The organism is Ellagibacter isourolithinifaciens (assembly GCF_008831035.1).
In the GTDB taxonomy this organism is placed as follows: domain Bacteria; phylum Actinomycetota; class Coriobacteriia; order Coriobacteriales; family Eggerthellaceae; genus Ellagibacter; species Ellagibacter isourolithinifaciens.
Genome location: NZ_WAJR01000020.1, coordinates 21,940 through 40,971, shown reverse-complemented (window position 1 = coordinate 40,971; position 19,032 = coordinate 21,940). Strand labels below are relative to the sequence as shown.

The window sequence follows — 19,032 nt, the reverse complement described above, 5'->3', positions numbered from 1 at the left end:
GCCGAACATGCGCGAGTACTTCGCGAAGCGTAAGAAGGACGAGGAGAGCGGCTAGCCAGTACCGTGATTAGCCGATTTGCGGTACCGTCTTTCGCTGACTGACGGTACCGCAAAAGGCTACTAGCCAGGGTAACTACACATGGAAGACGCTAAACTTCACCTGGAACAAACAGCCGAGCGTTGTTCTGTACACAGACATCACCGAAGGACTGTATGCTGAAGTAACCCTCTATGAGACGACGCTCGAAGATGCCGCCGTTAATGCCTTCCTCGAGGGCGTCGAATTCGCAACGGACTACGACGCTGCCCATAAGGCTGGCATGGACACGACTGTCGAAAAGTTCGCTGCGGACAATAACTTGAAACTCTGGGAAGCCAAGTAGCGACCCTTGAATCACTTCTTCCTATAAGGTCAAATCTTGATCTCATAGGAAGAACGATAAGAGCGCAAAAGAGAGGTTATCGACAAAAGTCGATAACCTCTCTTTTTGTGTTTCGAGAAAAGATCTTCTCAATAGCTTGGGTTAAAAACAAAGCTCCCTCGTCTAATCTAAGGGACGAGGGAGTTTTTTCGACTCCTTACTCAAACAAGAGTCTTATCTTGCCTTACAGGTCGTTAGAAGAGGTCATTTCCTTAAAGATGCGCTCAAGATCTTCTTCATCCTTGAATTCAATCTCAATCTTGTTCTTACCTTTTACGGTCTTAACACGAACGTTAGTCCCAAACGCGCGGCGCAGCGATTTAGCAACCGATTTGAACGCTGCGGGCGTCGGCGTGCGCGGCGTAGATTCGCTCGTCTCTTTCTTTCCTGAAAGCAGGCGGGCGATTGCCTCCGTCTCGCGAACCGATAGCTTCTCATCGACAAGCTTCTGCGTCAGCTTCTCGCGCCCTTCCTTCGAGGGAATGGAGAGAATGGCGCGCGCATGACCGGCAGTGATCTTCTCCTCAAACAGCAGCTGTTGGGCGCGCTCGGGAAGATCAAGCAAACGAAGTGCATTGGCCACCGTGGAACGACCCTTGGACATCACCTGCGCGACCTCGGATTGCGTCATATTGCGGCGCTCCATAAGGCGGCGATATCCGTATGCTTCCTCGATGGGGTTCAGATTCGAGCGCTGGATGTTCTCGATGAGCGCGAGCTCAAGCGAGTTATCATCATCAGCCTCTTTGATGCAGATGGGAATCTTCTTAAGGCCAGCCATCTTGCATGCCTGCCAACGACGCTCGCCAGCGATAATCTCATACGTGTCCGCACCCGTTTTCCTCACAAGAATGGGCTGCAGAAGACCATGAGCCTCAATAGAGGACGAAAGCTCCTGAAGCTCCTCCTTCTTGAATTGGGTTCGAGGCTGATCGGGGTTCGGGCGGACCGAGTCAATGGGAACCTCATTCGAAACCTTCTCCACAACGCGCGATGAAGGTTCATGGGAGACAACTTCGCTCGCAGCTGCAGGAGTGGAAGCTTGAACGGCAGCACGGCGCTGAACAACTCCCTTGATATGAATGTTATCTTCAGGATAGGTCTCGTTAATCTCCTCGCGCTCGAGCACTTCTTCCTCCTTCAACCGACGCTGGGAGGGAGCAGGAACCTGAGCCGGACGAGCTGCAGGAGCAGGAGATGGAGCAGGTTTGACGGTATCCTCATACGAGCCAAGAAGAGCATCGAGTCCGCGACCTAAGCCGCCTTTCGTGGATTTAGCCACGGGAAATCACTTCCTTCGCTAGATCGATATATGACTGGGCGCCTTTGCCCGTCGGGTCATACTGTGTAATCGGCTGCCCAAAACTGGGAGCCTCGGATAGCTTTACCGTACGCGGGATGGAGGTCTCGAAGACAATCTTCCCAAAATAACGACGTACCTCATCGGAAACCTGACGCGAAAGCGTCGTGCGGTTATCGGACATCGTAAGGAGAACACCGTAGATATCGAGCGACGGATTGAGGCGCGATTTGACACGTTTCATCGAGTCGAGAAGTTTTGTCACACCTTCCAATGCATAGAACTCGCACTGAATAGGAATAAGCAGCTTATCGGCAGCGACGAGTGCATTAATCGTAAGCAAGCCAAGTGAAGGCGGGCAGTCGATGAATACATAATCGTAGCGTCCGCGCATCGGACCGATAGCGTCCTTAAGGCGATTCTCGCGAGCCATTTCTGAAACAAGTTCAACTTCGGCACCAGCCAAATTGATTGTTGCCGGAACGACATCGAGCCCCTTCGACACATCAGGAATGATGATGTCGGTCAGAGGAATATCGTTAAGAAGCGCATCATAAATACAGCGGGAAACCCTGTTCTTCTCAACACCTAAACCGCTCGAAGAGTTACCCTGCGGGTCGAGGTCGATAAGAAGAACCTGCTTTCCCATCTCCCCAAGTGCTGCCGAGAGATTAATAGCCGTCGTTGATTTTCCAACGCCACCTTTTTGATTGATGATGGCAATAACCTTGGTCTGCCCCACAACGTGGGTCACTGCCTTCTTTTCGGCGTAGGTTTTCACGGGCACCGTGCGGGACTGGTCTTCAATTTGAGGAGCAGGCTCCCTTTCGATCACCTGATATTCCTCTTCCACCGCTTCCTCTTTGTTGTCCACGGCAGGAACCGACTCAATAACCGGCTCTTTAACTTCAGTGACAGCCTGAGCTTCTTTTCTTTCACGTTTTAGACTATCGAACCAACCCACCTATAGCCCCCTTTCTTGAACTTCAATTAAGTATAGATGTTTCACGTGAAACATCCTGCAACGATTCTGCGAGAATCGATTATTTCAAGGGACGTTTTTGAGCTAAACCCGTTTTGCGAGGCAATTTCACTTCAGCATCCTTGAACTTCTGCATCACGAACATACAACGAGTCGTTTCACCATCCGACAGCGTGAATGTATCTTCATGAATACACTTCAACCCCAGCTTATCTTCAAGAGAGAGCGCGTGGTTTCGTTCCTCGTCAGAAAGATGAGATTTATAGCATATAAGCAATCCTCCCTCGAAGAGGAGCGGAGAGGCAAGCTCCATCAAAGAAGGAAGCTGCGAAAGAGCGCGCGCCGTGGCGACAGCAAAATGAGAGGGCATTTCTCGACCCAAATCCTCAATACGCCCCGCATAAGTGGAAACGTTGCTGATACCCAACTTGTCCACAATCCCTTGTATGATTGCGGTCTTCTTTTTAACCGAATCAACGAGCAGGGTGTCTCGACCCGTTTTCACCGCCAGCGGTACCCCAGGAAATCCTCCACCAGTGCCTAAATCGACATAAGGCCCACCGGGGGCCTCATTTATGTAGTTCAAACCCGAAAGGGAATCTTCGATATGCAGGATTTCCGCGCTTTCGCGGGACACGATGCGAGTGAGGTTAGTAGTCTCGTTCGCCACAAGCACCTCTTCAAGGTAACGCTCGATGATATCCATCCTTGCTCCTTATAACAAAAAAGCCGGGATGCTTCTCTTCGAAACATCCCGGCTTCAAGTGAGTTTAACGGGGAACGACTACCACATGCCGGGCGCTTCCTTCGCCCTCGGAAGCGGTATCGACGCGATCATCGTCTCGAAGCGCGATGTGAACGATTCGACGCTCATAAGGAGTCATCGGTCGCATCTTCACGCTGCGATGCTGGCTTGCAGCTTTATTGGCAGTGGAGCGCGCGATGGATTCGAGCTTCTCACGTTGACGGCTCTTATACCCCTCGACGTCAACAATAACAGGATAACGAAAGCCCATCGAGCGGACAGTGATGGCGGAAACGACAAACTGCAGGGCATCGAGCGTACGACCGTGTCGACCAATCAGTATCGCAAGATCGTCACCGGTGATATCGAGGATAAGTTCCCCTTCGTCACCCTCATATTCGTCGATCGTCACTTCGCCAACATTGAAATACTTCAGGATGTCCTGCAAAGCGGCAATAGCGGTATCGGCGATAGCGTCGAGCTCTTCTTCCGTGACTTCGATCTGATCTTCACTCATAGCTACTCCTCATGTTTCACGTGAAACAATTAACGCTTCTTGGTGGGACGAGGCTTCTTCACCTTGCGGGTAACGTCGATTTTCACCGGCGCAACCTCAGCGACAGCCTCTTCCTCAGCGTCCTTCTTCTTCAGGAAATGCATCGTGAGCTGCTGCTGAATAACCGCGAAGACCGAAGAAGCGCCCCAGAACAAAAGCACGCCTGCGGGAGCGGACCAGGAAATCCAGAGCATGAACAGCGACATAATGCCGGACATCATGAGCATCTGGCGTTTTTGATTCTGGTCCTTGCTATTCTTCTGCTGAAGGAGCATAGGAGCAAAGGTAACAAACGCGAAGACGAGCATGAGGATGAGGTAGGGAATGAAGGCAAGAACGCCCTCTCCCATCGCCGTTGCCGGATTCTTCGTCAGGTCAGGTACGAGATGGTAGAACTGATACGTCATGCCTTCGGGCATACGATCGACCATGCTATAGAGCACCTGATACAGCGCGATGAAGACAGGCATCTGGATGAGCATCGGGAGACAGCCAGCAAGCGGATTGAACTTGGTCTCCGCATAAAGGCGCTGCATCTCCTCGCGCTGGCGAACAGGATCGTCGGCGAACTTCGTCTGAATCTCCTGAAGCAGCGGCTGAACCTTCTGCATAGCGAAGTTTGCAGTCGTCGACTTGTGAACAAGCGGAGCAACGATGATTCGGAAGATGATGGTGATGATGATAATCGCCATACCCCAGTCGCCCACGCCATTGTAGAAGAACTGGATTACATCGAAGACCCAGTCCTTAATGACATCCCACATAGTATTCCCTTCTGTATACCAAAGGGAACCTTACGGAACAGGATCGTATCCGTAAGGCCCTCCCGGACGGCACTTCAAGATGCGCTTCGCAGTGAGGACAAACCCCTTTTTGAAGCCGTAGCGGCGAAACGCAATCAGAGCGTACTCCGAACACGTCGGCGTGAATCGGCAGCAGGAAGGGAATAACGGCGAGATGGCAGCACGATAGAACTTGATGAGAAGAAGAGCTAGCTTGACCGGCAGCCCCTTCAACGTACTGCGCATATCGACCATGGCTAATCCCCTTTGGCGACCAATTCTGATCCTTCGACTACCTTGGCGCATGCCGTTAGCACTTTACTATAAGAAGCGCGGGTGACGGGCGACTTTGCAAGAAATATCACATCATAGCCCGCCCAAGGGCCTTGCAGATCTCGACAGATGGCACGCATGCGGCGCTTCGCAGAGTTGCGCCATACTGCGTTGCCGTGCTTTTTCCCTGCAATAAAAGCAACACGACCCCTTAGGTCGTGTTGCACTGCCCCCTCTGTTTTCTCCGAGGCGTAGACTATCGTGAGAAAAGGAGTATGAATCCGCTTTCCTCGCGAGAACATCTCGGAGATCTCTGCGCTGGATTTAATGATATCCAACGAAAAGCCTCGCTACACGCAGAGACGCTTGCGCCCCTTGTTGCGGCGAGCCTTGAGCACGGCACGGCCGCCCTTGGTTGCCATGCGAGAACGGAAGCCATGGCACTTAGCACGCTTGCGCTTGTTCGGCTGATACGTACGTTTCATATCTCTATCCCTTTCATGATCTGTTAATTCAAGCTGGATGCAGAGTAACTTCTGAATTATATAACACAGAAGCCATCGATGAACAGAGCTTTTTAGAAAGATTTCACACTAAGCTGGCCCTTTGCTTAACCGCATGCCCGCAAGCGGAATGATGCCCTTCTTATTCTTCGCCCTTTTTTCTTTGTATATATGTTTCTCTTTGTAATGATAATAAGCGCGGGGGATTGGTGAAAAAGAAGCATCTTCCCAGGTGAAATCGCTATTCTCATCCATTTCCCTCGGTAGAGAGCGTGTTCTTCTTTCCAACGTGAATTATCGCTTTCGTTATCACTCCACTGCAAACCGTCGGTTTTCTACTGATTCTTCCCCGATTCTTGAGTAGGTTTTCAAGCATGGACCGAAGCTGAGTGCCGCCCGTCATGAGTCCGCGCGGTTACTTGCCTTCCCCTGCTTGATCTCGAAACTCCCTATTCCCCTCGCTATTAACACTATTTTGAGGGGTTTGAGCAGGCGAAAGGGGAATGGTTGATTGTTCTACAGGTCTCGAATGATCATCTTCAGCGCTTCGATTTCCTCGTTCATGTCGCGGCTTTCCTTGAGCTGCTTCTCGACGTCGCTTACTGAGTACAGCACGGTCGTGTGATCCCGATTGAATTTCTTACCGATGTCGTTGAAGGGCAAATCAAGCATCTGGCGGCAGAGGTACATCGCGATTTTCCTTGCGTAGGTGATATGACGTGGCCTTTTCTTCCCCACCATATCGCTGTGGCTGATCTTGTAATAGTTTTCCACCTCGCGTTGGATGTCGGCGACGGCAAGTCTTTTCGAGGGGCCGCCGGAGAAGTGGCTCTCGAGCACGCCGCGCACGTCGTCGAGCGTCAAGTCGGAGTTGTGGGTGAACGCCATCTGGTAGATGATTTTGGTGACGGCGCTTTTCAGCTCGCGAATATTCGAGCTGGAGTTCTCGGCGATGTACATCTGGATATCGCTCGAGATGGAAAACGCCGGATCCCCTTCGCTTTCGCGGTATTCCTCGATGAAGCTTTTCACGATTCCGAGCTTCGTCTCGATTTCGGGCGGCTGGATGTCGAAGGTTCCGCCGGAGTTGAATCGAGTGATATAACGCTCGTCGATATCAATGTTTTTAGGCGCGCGGTCAGCGGAAAGAACAACCTGTTTTCCCTGGTCAGTCATCTTGTTGAAAATTTGGAAAACGATATCGAGCGTCTGTTTCTTGCCCTGGAAGTATTGCACGTCGTCGATAAGCAGCACGTCGGATTCCTCGTAGCGCTGCTTGAAGTTGCGGTAGCTCGATTTCTCCTTGTCGTGCGCCACAGAGGCTTCCATGTAATCCGAAAGCAGCTCTGCGGAGTCTACGTAGGTCACCTTCAGCTGCGGTCGCGTCTCGTTGATATAGTTTTGAATAGCGCGCAAAAGGTGTGTTTTCCCCAGCCCGCTCTTGCCATAGATGAAAAGCGGATTGAGGTGCATCTTGCCGGGAGTTTCCGCGACATCGACAGCCATCGAGTAGGCCATTCGGTTGGAGTCGCCGATGACGAAGTTCTCGAAAGTGAGGGAGGCAGGCCCCTCCGCGCGTTTGTGAGGGGTCGTGGGTGCGGGCGGCTGCTCCTCTGCGCTATGCTCGACCAAGGACGATTCGAAATGATCGTCGAGAGCCGATCGTCGTTCTTGCTCTGGTTGAGGTTGTGCGATTTGAGACTGGTCACCCGAAGGAAAGGACGAGACGGTCGTCGGTGAATATTCGTGTGCGGGGGCAACGGCAGCACTTGGGGGCATTGTTGCCGGGCTCGCAGGAGCGCTCTGAGGCTCGCGGGTGGTTGTCTGAGGGTTTGACGGCGCCACCGCGGGTGCAGCCGATGCTGCGTCTACAGCGAGGATGACGTTGAAAGGCACGTGGAAAAGATCATTCAGCGCCTGTTTGATGATTTCGAGGTAATGCTGCTCGACCCACGACTTGATGAAGTCGTTATCGGCTGTAAGCATCAGAAAACCCTCGCTCATCGCCTGGGGAACGAGACGCGAGAAAAAGGCGTTGACCTGCGATGCGTCGACGTTGTTGTACGTCTTCACCTGTTCGCAAACGTTGTTCCAATTATGGTTGAGTTCAGAGCTGTCCATATAAGTCTCCCGAGCCTATTCGAAGTATCTGCAATTGTATACAAAAAAACGCCGCGCGTGACCGTTTCGCGCGCGGCATGCGAAGGTAATCCAGATGAAGTGCAGGCTACATTGTCTCGGCTATTTCCATGCCGAATGCCGTGAGCGTTCGCTTCTTCTGCCCAGGAACCATCTCGATGAGACCTTCCTCCTGGAGCTTCTTGAGCGTGGTGTAAACGGTTGCTTGAGGTGTGCTCGTGAGCCTGACGAGGTCGGTCACGCCAAGCGGGCCTTCGGCGAGCAGAGCGTTGAGGAATGCCTTCTCTCGCGGATTGAGGGCGGGCGCCGCGTACGAACGGGGCTGCGGCTGGGTGTAAGGCTGCTGGTAAGCGTTAACAACTGGTTGCATGACCTGGGGCGTGACCTGCTGCAGGTAAGGTTGGGCAGGTATCTGCGCATATGTGGGAACAACTTGGGGAACATACCCCTGCTGCGGGTAGTACGGCGCCACCGGTTGTTGCATGGGCTGCTGCATAGGTTGTTGCACGGGTTGCGTGGGTAGTACGGTGCCGGGGTCGATTCGTTCTGCGACGAATTGGTCCTCCTTGGGCGCGTATTTGCCCACGGGAAGCTCCACTTGCGCGTGCTCTTCGCCATCGCCGGCGTCCGCCTCGCCATTCATACTGATGGTGACGACGGTTCCCTGTCCGATGTTGTCGTCGATCGAGATGGAACCATGGGTGAAGTCCAGATAATCGCATACGATCGGAAGGCCCGACCCGACGCCGCGGATGTATCCCTTCATCGGTTCGACCGCTGAGGAGAATCCTGGCAACTGGGCCTTCTTCTTGTCGCTGATGCCCGGTCCCTGGTCGGCGAAGCGAATGGTGTTTCCCCCATCGAGGATGGAGACGATGATCTCGGTGAAGCGAGCGTGGATGAAGTTTTCCGACACTTCGCGCACTACGGTATAGGGAATCGATCCCCCTGCTTGTTTCGCTTGATTGTAGATGGTCGACGCGAGCGCCTCGATGTAGTCGGGCGTGGATGCCGGCATTATCTCGGTCACGCGCGGCGCGCTGCGCAAATCGTCGTAAAGTGCGATTCGAGCGACCGACGTCACGAAGGTGTAATCGTAGGACCCCTCGCCTTCGGGCTGGGTCATTGGCTCGTCATGTGGGGTGTTGTTCGTTTTTTCCAAAACCGTGTTCCATTTATTCAGCGTTTTTAGTTTTATTCAGATGAATTGTAGCCTTTTTTCAACAATGAAAGAAGACCACCTGCCCATTTCTTGGTTGAGAAAGAAAGAAATTCACTTTCGGTTGAAAGAATTGGGGAAATCTACGAGGTGCTTTCAGACTTTTTAACAATTCATTCAATAAAAGTTGAAAACTCTGAAAAAGCACGGTGGAAAACAAAAAGTTGAGAAAGAGGATTGTTGAAATTTTCATTGACTTGAGAAAAAAAATCGGTTTTGCCTGATGAAAGGCGCGCGTAAAATCAAAACCCCAGGTGAATGATTTTTGATCCTTCAAAGGAGGGAATTGAGAATGCTCTCCTTCGGTTGTGAATTAATAAACGACCTGGTCAACATCTTGTTTCTTTATAAAACACCAGGTCGCAAACGTTGAGCAATTAAAGATAGGAAACTACATAAAAATGAGGTAAATTACGACTTTTCCACAGCTCTTTATGCATGAATGCCCGTTTTTCAACATTTTCCACAACGGGAAGAGCCTTATCTGGTGGAAAACGATGTATGAGAAGGAATTGTGGATAAAAATGAAAGGGAAAAGCCAATTTTTCACCTTTCAGCGAGGTGAAAAAAGGAGTTGGGTGAAAGAGAGCTTTGAATTTTCGGATGCTTTCAGTTGAAGATTATCCGCGCCTGCTCGAGCCTGTATAATGACGCGCAGCAGAAAAGAAAGAGAGAAGGTTTCCTTGAAATTAAGCATCAGCAAAAGCGAACTCCAGAATGCCCTCGCAATTGTTATTAAAGGTGTGTCCACCCGCTCGACTCTGCCCGTTCTCTCCGGTATCTTGCTCGAGGCAACGGGTGACTCGCTCGTTCTCCAGGCGACCGACCTTGAGCTTTCCATCCAGTATTCGACGGCTGCACTCGTGGAAGAGGAGGGTAAGGCAGTTGTTCCCGGCAAGTTGTTCTCCGACATCGTGAAAAACCTGCCCGACGCCGCAGTCCATGTTGAGGCAGACGAAGAGAATGCGCTCATCACCTGCGATAGTTCCTCGTTTTCGATCAAGGCGCTCAACTATGAGGATTTCCCTGGTTTTCCCCACGTGGAGGCCTCGCAGCGCATTGAGGTTCCCTTTACAAAATTTGCTGCGATGGTTAAAAAGGTTGCGCGTGCCGTCTCGAAAGATGAAAGCCGCGCGATTCTCACCGGTGCTTTGGTGACGCTCGAGGAGAACCATTTCAAGATGGTTGCGACCGACTCGTATCGTTTGGCCTTGGCCGAGGTGGAGCTCTCTGATTCTGCCGCCGATGAATTCGAGGCGGTGATTTCCGGCTCGTTTTTGCAGGATATTGCGTCCTTGCCAAAAACTGAGTCTAACGTACAAATCGCACTCGCCGAAAATCAGATTCTTGTCAGCTGCGAGGGCACCGTTTTCATCAACCGTCGAATCGAGGGCAATTTCCCCAATTACAAACAGCTGCTTTCGGGGAAGCATGGGACGCGCGCGAAGATCGACGTCAGCCACCTCGTCGCGGCGGTGAAGAGAACGTCTCTTCTTGGTTCTTCTTCCACGCCGATTAAGTTCGATTTGAATGCGGCATCTCAGACGGTTCAGCTGTCCGCCGCTTCCCAGGACGTCGGATCCGCTCAGGAGACGCTTTCCTGCTCCATCGAGGGTGACGACGCGGAAATCGCCTTCAACTTCGCCTACGTGCTCGACGGCCTTTCGTCGGTTTCGAGTGATTCGGTGTATCTGGAGGTGGGAACCTCCCGTGAACCGGGTATCTTCAAGGCGGAAGCCCCTGAGAACTTCCTGTATCTTGTCATGCCGGTGCGCATCTCGTGACGCTGTCCATCGAGCATATAGGGTTTACTAACTTTCGCAATTACGAGCGCTTCGAGCTGAACGATATCGGGGCGCTCACCTTGTTCGTGGGACCGAATGCGGTCGGGAAGACGAACATTGTCGAGGGAATTCAGCTTATGACGGCGCTTTCCTCGTTTCGCCATCCGCTCATCGACCAGGTAATAAAGCATGGGGAAAGGTATGCCCGCGCTGAGGCGCGCGTGACAGGAGACGATCGGGTCCTCGATATTGTTATGCTGCTTGAAAGCCATAAGCGGAAGTACACGTTGAATGGCAAAGCACGACGGCCTGCTGATTTGAAGGGGCTCATCCCTTCCGTGTCTTTCACGCCGGATGATCTTGACTTGGTGAAAGGTTCGATGAGCGTCCGGCGCACCGCAATCGATGCTTTGGGGTCGCAGCTCTCGCCGAATCACTACCTTATTAAGAAAGATTACGAGAAGGTCATTCGCTACAAGAACAGGCTCCTGAAAGAGGAAGCCCAGGTTGCGCTCATCGACAGTATCAACGAGACGCTGGTGACCTGCGGTGCACAGCTTGCGTGCTATCGCGCGGCTTTGTTCGCGAAGCTTGCGCCAGAAATTTCCCGCCGCTACGCCGACATCGCGCAAGGTGAGAAGCTGCAAGTGACGTATGTTCCTTCCTGGATGGCTCCTGTTTCACGTGAAACACCGTGCGGAGTTGCCTCGTTTTCTCGAGATGAGGCGCGCGATGCGCTCACTTCTGCCCTTGAAGCGCGCCGTGGCGAGGAATTAGCCCGCCGAAAGAGCGTCGTTGGGCCTCATTCCGACGAGATTGGTTTTTACATCGAGGGAAAGAATGCGGGAAACTATGGAAGTCAGGGGCAGCAACGCTCTATTGTCCTTGCTTGCAAGCTTGCCGAGGCGTCGATTATCGAGGATATGCTCAGCCAGAAGCCGGTGCTCCTTCTCGATGATGTGATGAGCGAACTCGACGAGCATAGACGACATGCACTGGTGGAATTCATTTCTGGAGACATGCAGACGTTCATCACGACGGCGAACCTTGCCTACTTCGATGATTCCCTTCTCAAAAATGCGAGTGTCGTGCAGTTGGGTGAGGAGGCTAAACGTGGCTAGGATTGGGAAAGAAATGGCGCGTCTGTTCAGTTCGCTGCCGACTGATGAGAAGACGCTCATCGCTCGCCGGGCCGCCGAGGTTCGCACGATGTGGAAAGATGCAATCGAGTATGTATACAAGGAGAATGCTCCCTACGTCCTCGACCACGTGAACGCTGTCTATATAAAAGAAGAAGAAGGAATCCGCTCGCTGTATGTGTATATGGACGATGGAAACTTCCGTTCGGATGTCCACTGTCGGCAGCATCTGATCATGCTTCGGCTCCATGAGCGCTTCGGCGAGAGGATAGACGAGTTCAAGACCTACCCTTCCCGTTTTGACATGCGCAAGCGCCATCCTTACAGGGATGTGTGCGAAACGAAGTCTGAAAGTTCCCGCTCGGTTCCGCTTTCTCCCGAGGAAAAAACCGAAGTTGAGCAGATGGTGTCATCTGTGGAGAACCCTTCGCTCAGGCGCGCGCTGGAAAAGGCGATGGTAACCGACAGGGAATGGAAGAAGGGTGAAAGGTCATAAATGGCGAAAAAATGCAGAATCATCCGTTAGAAGGCCTTAGAGACCGCTCAAACGCTTCGTTTTATTCTTCTATGGTACAATAGGTCAGTTCGCGTTCTGCGCGAAGCATCTTCCAAACGTACCGAAAAGGAGCATGTCAGTGGTTAACAAACCCGATCACTACGATGGTTCTGACATTCAAGTCCTCGAAGGTCTCGAAGCGGTGCGCAAGCGCCCTGGTATGTATATCGGCTCTACGGGCCCGCGCGGCCTGCATCATCTGGTGTACGAGGTCGTCGACAACGCCGTCGACGAAGCGCTTGCCGGCTATTGCGACTCCATCGAGGTATGGATTCATCCCGATAACTCGATCACGGTAGCCGACAACGGCCGCGGTATCCCGGTAGACATGCATCCGAAGGAGAAGATTCCGACGGTTGAGGTCGTTCTGACGATTCTCCATGCTGGCGGCAAGTTCGGCGGCGAGGGGTATAAGGTCTCGGGTGGTTTGCACGGCGTCGGCGTGTCCGTCGTTAATGCGCTCTCCTCGCGCGTCGAGGTCAATGTGAGGCGCGACGGAAAAGAATATGAGATCGATTTTGACCACGGTCGCACGAAGACGAAGCTCCATGAGATTGGAGCAGCGGACCGCACGGGAACGAAGGTCACGTTCTGGCCTGACCCCGAAATCTTCGCGGAAACCACGGTGTACGATTACGACACGCTCGCGGCACGCTTCCGCGAGATGGCGTTTTTAAACAAGGGCCTCAAGATTACGATGCACGATGAGCGCGAGAACCCGAGTGAGGTTATTTCCGGGAAGGCCGCCGAGCCGCGCACGGAAGTGTTCCAGTTCATGGGCGGCATCATCGACTTCGTCAAGTACCTGAACAAGGGCAAGGAAACGCTCAACGAGCCTATTTATTTCTCGGCCGAAAATGCCGACGGAACGGTGGAAGTGGCCATGCAGTGGTCGACATCCTATTCGACGAACTCTGTCATGGCTTTTGCCAACAACATCAACACGCACGAGGGTGGCACGCACCTCGACGGCTTCAAGCAGGCCGTGACGCGTACCATCAACGACTATGCGCGCAGCAAGAGCATTTTGAAGGAGAAGGATTCCAACCTCTCGGGCGACGATACGCGCGAGGGCTTGGCGGCGATTATCTCCGTGAAGCTGCATGACCCGCAGTTCGAGGGGCAGACGAAAACGAAGCTCGGCAACACCGAGATTCGCCCGCTCGTGCAAAACGCCGTGACCCAGGGCCTTGCAGAATATCTGGAGGAGAACCCCTCCCCTGCCAAGAAGATCATCGGGAAGGCGACGCAGGCTCTGAAGGCCCGCGAAGCTGCTCGCAAGGCTCGCGAGATGACACGCCGCAAGAACGTGCTCGACTCGTTCGCGCTGCCGGGCAAGCTTGCAGACTGTTCTTCTAAGAAGGCAGAAGATTCCGAAATCTTCATCGTAGAGGGCGATTCCGCAGGTGGCAGCGCCAAGCAGGCGCGCGACCGCAAAACGCAGGCAATTCTGCCGCTTCGTGGCAAGATTTTGAACGTCGAGCGCGCAGGCCTTCACCGTTCGCTTTCAAGCGAGACGATTAGCTCTCTCATCACGGCAATCGGCACGAACATTGGGGAAGATTTCGATGCCGATCAGGCGCGCTACCACCGCATCATCATCATGACCGATGCCGATGTCGACGGCGCGCACATCCGCATCCTGCTGCTCACGTTCTTCTATCGTTATATGCCTGAGCTCATCAATCGCGGCTACGTCTACATTGCCTGCCCGCCGATTTTCGGCGTGAAGAAGAAAAATTCGCGTTCTACGAAGATCGAGCGCTACATCTACGATGAGAACGCGCTTTCGGAGACGCTCGCCGAAATGGGTGGTTCGGAAAAGTTTGACGTCCAACGCTACAAGGGTTTGGGCGAGATGGACCCCGAGCAGCTGTGGGAAACCACGATGGAGCCCGCGACGCGCACGCTTCTGCAGGTCAATATCGACGACGCCGCCGAAGCCGAGCGCACGGTAAGCGAGCTTATGGGCGATCAGGTTGAACCGCGCAAGGAGTTCATCCAGAAGCATGCCCGCGATGTTCGTTTCCTCGATATCTAGGGCATCGTGCCTTACGGTGATTGAGCCTGAAATCTCGAAAGGATTCTAATGGCAGAAAATAACGACATGACCCCGCCGGAGGGGGAGCAGCCCGAGCGCGACGATGCGTTCAACGAGATGCTTTCCCGTGCCGAGCAGGATGCTGAGGCTGAAGCCGAGGAAGAGGAATCGCAGGAAGATTCCGCCACTCCCGCCGTCGGCTCTGCAGTATCTGAAGAGCAGCTCGCGCAGTCGATGCTCGTCGACATGCCGACCGCCCACGGAGAGATTATCGAGGGCGCGAATGGCGGCGAAGGCACGACCGTTCGCAGTGCCTACCTGGGCAAAGAGATGCAGGCATCGTTCCTGGAATACTCCATGAGCGTTATTGTCTCGCGAGCGCTTCCCGATGTGCGCGACGGTTTGAAGCCAGTTCATCGCCGCATCCTTTACGCGATGAACGAGTCCGGCTACACCCCGAACCGCCCGCACATGAAGTCGGCGCGTACCGTCGGCGACGTCATCGGCAAGTACCATCCACACGGCGACTCCGCAGTGTACGACACGATGGTGCGCCTTGCTCAGCCCTTTTCGATGCGCGTGCCCTTGGTTGACGGCCATGGCAACTTCGGTTCGATCGACGGTGACTCCGCAGCAGCAATGCGCTACACCGAGGCGCGCCTCGACAAGGCCGCTATGGAGCTTCTGCGCGACCTCGACAAGGAGACGGTTGATTTCCAGCCGAACTACGACGAGAGCCTCGAGGAGCCGAAGGTTCTTCCCGCGCGCTTCCCGAACCTGCTGGTCAACGGCTCAAACGGCATCGCAGTCGGCATGGCGACGAACATCCCGCCGCACAATCTCGGCGAGACGATCGACGCCACCTGCATGATGCTCGACAACCCCGATATTACGACCGAAGAGCTCATGACCGCACTGCCCGGCCCTGATTTCCCCACCGGCGGCATCATCATGGGGAAGAAGGGCATTCTCGATGCGTATGAGACGGGCCGCGGCTCGCTTACCGTTCGCGCGAAGTGCACGATCGAGGATCGCAAGAACGGTAAATCGTCGATTGTGGTCAGCGAGATTCCCTACCAGGTGAACCGCAAGCGCTTGCTCGAGAAGCTCGGTGAGCTCGTGCGCGACAAGAAGCTGCCCGAGATTTCCAACATTCACGACGCTGCGGACCGTCATGGCATCGACATCGTAATTGACTTGAAGCAGAATGCGTTGCCCCAGGTCGTGCTGAACAAGCTGTACAAGCACACGCAGCTGCAGGTGGGTTTCGGCGTAATTATGCTGGCGCTCGTCGACGGTGTGCCCCGCGTGCTTTCCTTGAAGGAAATGCTCTTCTACTACATTGAGCATCAAAAGGAAGTCATCGAGCGCAGGACGCGCTTCGAATTGAAGAAGGCCGAGGAGCGCGCTCACATCCTCGATGGCTACATCATCGCGCTCGACAACATCGACGAGGTCATCCATATCATTCGCTCGTCCCAGACCGACAAAGAGGCGGGAGCGCGCTTGACCGAGCGTTTCGGGCTATCAAAGAAGCAGACCGACGCTATCTTGGAGATGCGCCTGCGCCGTCTGACCGGCTTGGAGCGCGAGAAGATCGAGCAGGAGCTGGCCGACCTTCGCGAGAAGATTGCGTACTACAAGCGCGTGCTCGAGGACGAGGGCCTGCTCAAGCAGATCATCAAAGACGAGCTGCAGGAAATCAAAAAGAAGTTCGGCACCCCGCGCAAGACGCAGCTTTCAGGTGACGCGAAGGATATCGACGTCGAGGACCTGATTGCCGAGGAAAACGTGGTCGTCACCATGACGAAGGCGGGCTACGTGAAGCGTCTTCCCGTGACCACTTATCGCCAGCAGAAGCGCGGCGGCAAGGGCATGCAGGGCGTGAGCCTGAAGGACAACGACTACGTCGAGCACCTGTTCGTCGCCTCGACGCATTCCTACATGCTGTTCTTCTCGACTGCGGGCAAGGTATATCGCCTGAAGGTGTATGAGCTTCCCGAGGCATCGCGCCACGCTCGCGGCACTGCAATCGTGAACCTGCTGCCTCTGCAAAAGGGCGAGACAATTTCCGCCGTCATTGCGACGAAGGACTTTCCAGAGGACGAATATCTCATGTTCGCCACTGAGCATGGCATGGTGAAGAAGACCTCGATGGACCTCTACGACCGCACACGCCGTGACGGACTCATCGCCATCAACCTGAAAGAGGGCGACCAGCTGATTAGCGTTCGCCGGGTGGCAGTCGGTGAGAAGGTCATCATGGTCTCGAGCGCCGGCAAGGCCATCATGTGGAGCGAGGGCGAAGTGCGCGCCATGGGCCGCGACACCATGGGCGTGAAGGGTATGACAGTGCCTGCTGACGCGCATGTGCTTGGCATGGAGATTGCCAAGCCGGGAAGCGACCTGTTCGTGATTACGGAGAAGGGCTACGGCAAGCGCACCTCGATCGATGAGTATCCCGAGCACCATCGCGGCGGTCAGGGCGTGTTCACCATCACAATGACTGACAAGAAGGGTTTGCTCTCGGTGATGAAGATCGTGAAACCCAACGACGAGATTATGATCATTTCCGAGGAGGGCGTCGTTGTTCGCACTCCGGTGAGCGGAATCTCCGAGCTTGGACGCTCGACGCAAGGCGTTCGCGTGATGAATGTCGCGGACAAGGATCGCGTGACGGCTGTCGCCATCTCGAGCACTGGCAAGAAGAAGCGCGACCAGAAGGCCGAGGGAGACGACGTCGACGACATCGACGAGATTGAGCTGGCCGATGAAGGGGAGCTTGGCGAAGACGACCTCGATTAGGCGCAGGTGCGGCGCTCAAGCGTTATAAGTTGTTAGCGAGGGGGCTTACGGCTGGCAGGCTGTAAGCCCCCTCTTTTGTTTTCGGGACGCAGCGAAGGGCCCCTGTCGCTCCTGTGGCAGGACTTCCCTTCCTTTGGAGGGACTCCCCTTCAGCGTTTACGCTTGAAAGTCTTCAGGGGAGATATTCTCAAGGAAGCTATGGAACTCCTCTATCTCGCTTTCGGATGCGTCTTCCCTGATGATGTAAGGGTAGCTTCCCTTATCGAGGGTCTTTTCGTCGATGTAGATGGGTGCATCTTCGCGTATGGCCAGCGCGATGGCGTCGCTTGGCCGGGCGTCGAGCTCGATCATCCGGTCGCTTTGCTTTAAATAGAGCTTCGCGAAGAAGGTCGTCCCCTTCACATCGTTTATGACGGCGTGATCGATTCGCGCGTCGAGGTTGGTGAGGGCATCGAGCATGAGGTCGTGGGTGAGGGGCCTCGGGGTCCTCATGTGCTCGACAGCCATGCCGAGCTGCATGGCTTCAGCGGGCCCGACCCATACCGGCACGATGCGCGATTTCGTTCGCTGATGCTCCTCAATTGGCTCCATGACCAGGGCTGCTGGTTGCATGGAATTCAAAACGATGAGGGTGAGAACTTTCAAAGGGATCATGCCGTCTCCTCAATCAAAAATTTTTTTCAAATTCTAGCAGATTATGGGTTGACGATATCTGGTCGTCGGGTTACTATAATCAGGCACTTTTCAAGGGCCCGTAGCTCAGTTGGTTAGAGCGCACGCCTGATAAGCGTGAGGTCGCTGGTTCAAATCCATTCGGGCCCACCATGATTTGCGATAAACGCTCCACCGTGAGCCGAGTTAGCCGGTGGAGCGTTTATTAATATCATGAGGTAAAAGTCATTCGGGGAATTAGCTCAGCTGGGAGAGCGCGGGCTTTGCAAGCCTGAGGTCAGGGGTTCGATCCCCCTATTCTCCACCATCAACTCCATCGCCGGTCGAACAATCGACCGGCGATTTTTTTATTTCTGCTCGGTGGTGATTGAGCCCCGTGAGGGTTGGACAACTCTGCGGGCTTTGCTGCAACTCAATCGCAATTGACGGTGACCGACCGATATATGCTTCTTACAAGGGGCTTTCATGTTATCTCCTTCTCGCGTTGTACAATGAAGCGTCATGATTGAAGGAGGAAGATGAACCGCAACGAGGCACTGCGCCTGCTGGGGCTTTCTGCGGACGCCGCGTCCGAAGAAGTGAAGGCGGCATACCGCGAGACGGCTCAGATTCTGCATCCGGATCGGTTTGCTTCGAACAAGAAGCTTCAGGAGCGGGCCACCGAGCAATTCAAAAACCTTCAGGAAGCATATGAGGTGTTGACAAGCGGGAAGGGGTCCTCCACGCGTGCTCGTGGAACGGTCGCCTCTTCTGCCGAGGAAGCGGAACTCAACGCTCGCCTTGCGGGCATCTCCGCCGCTCGCAAACAGCTGCTCACGCAGCGCGACGTCGCTCTCGACGAGCGTCGCAGCGGTTTCGCGATGGCGGGCATCGGCGCTTTGGTGGCACTCGTATTCGGGCGCAAGCTCGGCGTGCTCGCCGTTGTCGCGAGCATCGGCGTGGCGTGTGCGGTGTGGGGCATCGTGAAAGTGGTGAGCGCGCAGAAAACCGCGAGCATCCTCAACGATCACCTCGACGAGCTCGCCGCTGAGAAGAAGCAGCTCCTCGCGCGTCTTGACGAGATAGGGTAAGGAAGAAGATGCGTCTTCCCTTCGGGGGTTTCACGTGAAACAGT

General features: G+C 54.2%; 19 protein-coding genes and 2 tRNA genes. 8 read left to right on the top strand and 13 right to left on the bottom strand.

What is annotated here, in order from left to right; translation table 11 throughout:
* Positions 1 to 149: 149 nt before the first annotated feature.
* The 12 genes from F8C90_RS11150 to F8C90_RS10960 all read right to left on the bottom strand — a co-directional run bounded on the left by F8C90_RS11150 (position 150) and on the right by F8C90_RS10960 (position 8,864).
* Complete coding sequence (locus tag F8C90_RS11150; RefSeq protein ID WP_158049985.1) at positions 150 to 398, bottom strand: hypothetical protein; 249 nt, start codon at positions 396 to 398, stop codon at positions 150 to 152.
* Positions 399 to 606: 208 nt separating this feature from the next.
* A complete protein-coding gene (locus F8C90_RS07955; protein WP_158049984.1) occupies positions 607 to 1,704 on the bottom strand; it encodes a ParB/RepB/Spo0J family partition protein in 1,098 nt (365 codons plus the stop codon).
* Positions 1,697 to 2,557 (bottom strand): ParA family protein, encoded by an 861-nt coding sequence (locus tag F8C90_RS07950; RefSeq protein ID WP_425481731.1) that lies wholly within the window; start codon positions 2,555 to 2,557, stop codon positions 1,697 to 1,699. The genes F8C90_RS07955 and F8C90_RS07950 overlap by 8 nt, the downstream gene beginning before the upstream one ends.
* Positions 2,558 to 2,765: 208 nt before the next feature.
* Entirely contained in the window at positions 2,766 to 3,410 is a 645-nt protein-coding gene (gene rsmG, locus F8C90_RS07945) for a 16S rRNA (guanine(527)-N(7))-methyltransferase RsmG (protein WP_158049982.1), read from the bottom strand.
* A gap of 64 nt (positions 3,411 to 3,474) precedes the next feature.
* A complete protein-coding gene (locus F8C90_RS07940) occupies positions 3,475 to 3,966 on the bottom strand; it encodes a Jag family protein (RefSeq protein WP_158049981.1) in 492 nt (163 codons plus the stop codon).
* 29 nt (positions 3,967 to 3,995) lie between these two features.
* Positions 3,996 to 4,769 (bottom strand): YidC/Oxa1 family membrane protein insertase, encoded by a 774-nt coding sequence (locus F8C90_RS07935; RefSeq protein WP_158049980.1) that lies wholly within the window; start codon positions 4,767 to 4,769, stop codon positions 3,996 to 3,998.
* Between the two features lie 30 nt (positions 4,770 to 4,799).
* Positions 4,800 to 5,033 (bottom strand): membrane protein insertion efficiency factor YidD, encoded by a 234-nt coding sequence (gene yidD / locus F8C90_RS07930; RefSeq protein WP_158049987.1) that lies wholly within the window; start codon positions 5,031 to 5,033, stop codon positions 4,800 to 4,802.
* An 11-nt stretch (positions 5,034 to 5,044) separates the two neighbouring features.
* A complete protein-coding gene (gene rnpA, locus F8C90_RS07925; RefSeq protein ID WP_158049979.1) occupies positions 5,045 to 5,398 on the bottom strand; it encodes a ribonuclease P protein component in 354 nt (117 codons plus the stop codon).
* A gap of 12 nt (positions 5,399 to 5,410) precedes the next feature.
* Positions 5,411 to 5,545 carry a 50S ribosomal protein L34 gene (rpmH, locus tag F8C90_RS07920; protein WP_158049978.1) on the bottom strand — a complete coding sequence of 45 codons (135 nt, stop codon included), beginning with the start codon at positions 5,543 to 5,545 and terminating at the stop codon, positions 5,411 to 5,413.
* 108 nt (positions 5,546 to 5,653) lie between these two features.
* Positions 5,654 to 5,818, bottom strand: a complete 165-nt coding sequence (locus F8C90_RS10965; RefSeq protein WP_170264606.1) for a hypothetical protein — start codon at positions 5,816 to 5,818, stop codon at positions 5,654 to 5,656.
* Positions 5,819 to 6,079: 261 nt separating this feature from the next.
* The gene (gene dnaA / locus F8C90_RS07915) at positions 6,080 to 7,684 is read right to left on the bottom strand and encodes a chromosomal replication initiator protein DnaA (protein WP_158049977.1); all 1,605 of its coding nucleotides are present in this window, start codon (positions 7,682 to 7,684) and stop codon (positions 6,080 to 6,082) included.
* Positions 7,685 to 7,790: 106 nt separating this feature from the next.
* Positions 7,791 to 8,864: an ATP-binding protein gene (locus F8C90_RS10960; RefSeq protein WP_170264605.1), complete on the bottom strand. Its 1,074-nt coding sequence runs from the start codon at positions 8,862 to 8,864 to the stop codon at positions 7,791 to 7,793.
* Between the two features lie 704 nt (positions 8,865 to 9,568).
* On the opposite strand from F8C90_RS10960, the gene dnaN reads away from it, so the two are divergent.
* The 5 genes from dnaN to gyrA all read left to right on the top strand — a co-directional run bounded on the left by dnaN (position 9,569) and on the right by gyrA (position 17,246).
* A complete protein-coding gene (dnaN, locus tag F8C90_RS07905; protein ID WP_281350328.1) occupies positions 9,569 to 10,705 on the top strand; it encodes a DNA polymerase III subunit beta in 1,137 nt (378 codons plus the stop codon).
* Complete coding sequence (gene recF / locus F8C90_RS07900) at positions 10,702 to 11,826, top strand: DNA replication/repair protein RecF (RefSeq protein WP_158049975.1); 1,125 nt, start codon at positions 10,702 to 10,704, stop codon at positions 11,824 to 11,826. Before dnaN ends, recF begins: the two co-directional genes overlap by 4 nt.
* Positions 11,804 to 12,340 (top strand): pescadillo ribosomal biogenesis factor family protein, encoded by a 537-nt coding sequence (locus tag F8C90_RS07895; RefSeq protein ID WP_158049974.1) that lies wholly within the window; start codon positions 11,804 to 11,806, stop codon positions 12,338 to 12,340. The genes recF and F8C90_RS07895 overlap by 23 nt, the downstream gene beginning before the upstream one ends.
* A gap of 133 nt (positions 12,341 to 12,473) precedes the next feature.
* The gene (gene gyrB / locus F8C90_RS07890; protein ID WP_211361068.1) at positions 12,474 to 14,441 is read left to right on the top strand and encodes a DNA topoisomerase (ATP-hydrolyzing) subunit B; all 1,968 of its coding nucleotides are present in this window, start codon (positions 12,474 to 12,476) and stop codon (positions 14,439 to 14,441) included.
* Positions 14,442 to 14,489: 48 nt separating this feature from the next.
* Positions 14,490 to 17,246 (top strand): DNA gyrase subunit A, encoded by a 2,757-nt coding sequence (gene gyrA / locus F8C90_RS07885; protein WP_281350327.1) that lies wholly within the window; start codon positions 14,490 to 14,492, stop codon positions 17,244 to 17,246.
* 156 nt (positions 17,247 to 17,402) lie between these two features.
* On the opposite strand, the gene F8C90_RS07880 is transcribed toward gyrA, so the two are convergent.
* Positions 17,403 to 17,900, bottom strand: a complete 498-nt coding sequence (locus F8C90_RS07880; protein WP_158049972.1) for a bifunctional nuclease family protein — start codon at positions 17,898 to 17,900, stop codon at positions 17,403 to 17,405.
* A 94-nt stretch (positions 17,901 to 17,994) separates the two neighbouring features.
* Between F8C90_RS07880 and F8C90_RS07875 the strand changes: the two genes are divergently transcribed.
* The 3 genes from F8C90_RS07875 to F8C90_RS07865 all read left to right on the top strand — a co-directional run bounded on the left by F8C90_RS07875 (position 17,995) and on the right by F8C90_RS07865 (position 18,988).
* A tRNA-Ile gene (locus tag F8C90_RS07875) sits at positions 17,995 to 18,071 on the top strand.
* A 78-nt stretch (positions 18,072 to 18,149) separates the two neighbouring features.
* Positions 18,150 to 18,225, top strand: a tRNA-Ala gene (locus tag F8C90_RS07870).
* A gap of 211 nt (positions 18,226 to 18,436) precedes the next feature.
* A complete protein-coding gene (locus tag F8C90_RS07865) occupies positions 18,437 to 18,988 on the top strand; it encodes a J domain-containing protein (protein WP_158049971.1) in 552 nt (183 codons plus the stop codon).
* Positions 18,989 to 19,032: the final 44 nt, after the last annotated feature.

What these genes read in the sequence shown, in the direction of transcription:
- rsmG (WP_158049982.1), bottom strand. Translation starts at nt 3,410, where the DNA reads ATGGATATCATCGAGCGTTACCTTGAAGAGGTGCTTGTGGCGAACGAG.
- F8C90_RS07940 (WP_158049981.1), bottom strand. Translation starts at nt 3,966, where the DNA reads ATGAGTGAAGATCAGATCGAAGTCACGGAAGAAGAGCTCGACGCTATC.
- F8C90_RS07935 (WP_158049980.1), bottom strand. Translation starts at nt 4,769, where the DNA reads ATGTGGGATGTCATTAAGGACTGGGTCTTCGATGTAATCCAGTTCTTC.
- yidD (WP_158049987.1), bottom strand. Translation starts at nt 5,033, where the DNA reads ATGCGCAGTACGTTGAAGGGGCTGCCGGTCAAGCTAGCTCTTCTTCTC.
- rpmH (WP_158049978.1), bottom strand. Translation starts at nt 5,545, where the DNA reads ATGAAACGTACGTATCAGCCGAACAAGCGCAAGCGTGCTAAGTGCCAT.
- F8C90_RS10965 (WP_170264606.1), bottom strand. Translation starts at nt 5,818, where the DNA reads ATGGATGAGAATAGCGATTTCACCTGGGAAGATGCTTCTTTTTCACCA.
- dnaA (WP_158049977.1), bottom strand. Translation starts at nt 7,684, where the DNA reads ATGGACAGCTCTGAACTCAACCATAATTGGAACAACGTTTGCGAACAG.
- dnaN (WP_281350328.1), top strand. Translation starts at nt 9,569, where the DNA reads ATGACGCGCAGCAGAAAAGAAAGAGAGAAGGTTTCCTTGAAATTAAGC.
- gyrB (WP_211361068.1), top strand. Translation starts at nt 12,474, where the DNA reads ATGTCAGTGGTTAACAAACCCGATCACTACGATGGTTCTGACATTCAA.
- gyrA (WP_281350327.1), top strand. Translation starts at nt 14,490, where the DNA reads ATGGCAGAAAATAACGACATGACCCCGCCGGAGGGGGAGCAGCCCGAG.
- F8C90_RS07880 (WP_158049972.1), bottom strand. Translation starts at nt 17,900, where the DNA reads ATGATCCCTTTGAAAGTTCTCACCCTCATCGTTTTGAATTCCATGCAA.
- F8C90_RS07865 (WP_158049971.1), top strand. Translation starts at nt 18,437, where the DNA reads ATGAACCGCAACGAGGCACTGCGCCTGCTGGGGCTTTCTGCGGACGCC.